The organism is Vibrio sp. 10N.222.52.C12 (genome assembly GCF_041474215.1).
GTDB classification, from domain to species: domain Bacteria; phylum Pseudomonadota; class Gammaproteobacteria; order Enterobacterales; family Vibrionaceae; genus Vibrio; species Vibrio crassostreae_C.
In genome coordinates this window covers 1-1,697 of record NZ_JBFRTR010000195.1, presented here as the reverse complement: position 1 = coordinate 1,697, position 1,697 = coordinate 1, and the positions used below count along the sequence as shown (strand labels likewise).

General features: G+C 44.5%; 1 protein-coding gene. It reads left to right on the top strand.

Annotation, left to right across the window (positions count from 1 at the left end; genetic code table 11):
• Positions 1-122: 122 nt before the first annotated feature.
• Positions 123-1,697: excinuclease ABC subunit UvrA (uvrA, locus tag AB4623_RS23605; protein ID WP_372147474.1), on the top strand; the 1,575-nt coding region annotated here is incomplete at its 3' end.

Below are 1,697 nucleotides of genomic sequence, written 5' to 3'. Positions count from 1 at the left end.
TTTTAGAAAGGGCGACTCTTTGAGTCGCCCTTTTTGTTTACTGTTTTTTTATCCAGTAAAACTTTGCACAAATCTCACTCTATGTAATACTTTAGCCACTTAAAATTACATGGTCTATTGAGATGGATAAAATAGAAATTAGAGGCGCTCGTACGCATAACCTCAAAGACGTCAACCTAACCATTCCACGTGACAAACTGACTGTCATCACCGGATTATCGGGTTCAGGAAAGTCGTCACTTGCGTTTGACACACTCTACGCAGAAGGTCAGCGTCGTTATGTTGAATCTCTGTCTGCTTACGCTCGTCAATTTCTATCTCTTATGGAAAAGCCTGATGTCGACCATATTGAAGGTCTGTCTCCAGCTATCTCAATAGAACAAAAATCGACTTCACATAACCCTCGCTCAACCGTCGGTACCATTACCGAAGTCTATGATTACCTCAGATTATTGTATGCGCGAGTAGGCGAACCTCGCTGTCCAGACCACAACATCCCTCTAGCAGCACAAACCATCAGTCAAATGGTCGATAAGGTCTTAGAACTGCCTGAAGGCTCAAAGATGATGTTGATGGCACCGATTGTCAAAGAGCGCAAAGGTGAGCATGTTAAAACACTGGAAAACTTAGCTGCGCAAGGCTTTATCCGAGCCCGAATTGATGGTGAAACCTGTGATCTATCCGATCCACCAGCACTTGAACTTCATAAGAAGCACACCATTGAAGTTGTGGTAGACAGATTCAAGGTTCGTCCTGATCTTCAACAGCGTTTAGCCGAGTCATTCGAGACCACATTAGAGCTCTCTGGCGGTATCGCTGTCGTCGGCTGGATGGACGAAACGGATCAAGAAGAGATCGTATTCTCTGCTAACTTCGCTTGTCCTAAATGTGGTTACAGCATGCAAGAGCTTGAGCCTCGCCTGTTCTCATTTAATAACCCAGCAGGAGCCTGTGGTACGTGTGATGGTCTTGGTGTTCAACAGTATTTTGATCCAAGCCGAGTGATTTTAGATGAGAACCTAAGCATTGCTGAAGGTGCGATAAAAGGTTGGGATCAAAAGAACTACTACTATTTCCAGATGCTAACGTCGCTGTCAGAACATTATGGTTTTGATCTGTATGCGCCATTTAATTCTCTACCGAAAAAGACTCAAGAGATCATTCTAAAAGGATCAGGTCGAACTGAAGTGGAATTCAAGTACATCAATGACCGAGGTGATATTCGAGTTAAGCGTCATCCATTCGAGGGCATTTTAAATACCTTAGAGCGCCGTTACCGTGATACTGAATCTAGCGCGGTGCGTGAAGACCTTGCCAAATACATCTCAACCAAGTCGTGTTCTAGCTGTGATGGCACTCGCCTGAGACTAGAAGCTCGCAATGTTTTCATTGGTGATACCACACTTCCGGAAATCGTTGAACTTAGCATTGCTGACGCACTACAATTTTTCCAAGAATTGAAGCTAGACGGTCAACGTGGGCAGATCGCAGATAAAGTGATGAAAGAGATCAATGATCGTCTGCATTTCTTAGTCAACGTTGGTTTGAACTACCTTAACCTATCACGCAGTGCTGAAACGCTGTCTGGTGGTGAGGCGCAACGTATTCGTTTGGCGAGCCAAATCGGTGCCGGTTTAGTTGGCGTTATGTATGTACTTGATGAGCCATCAATTGGTCTCCACCAGCGCGATAATGAA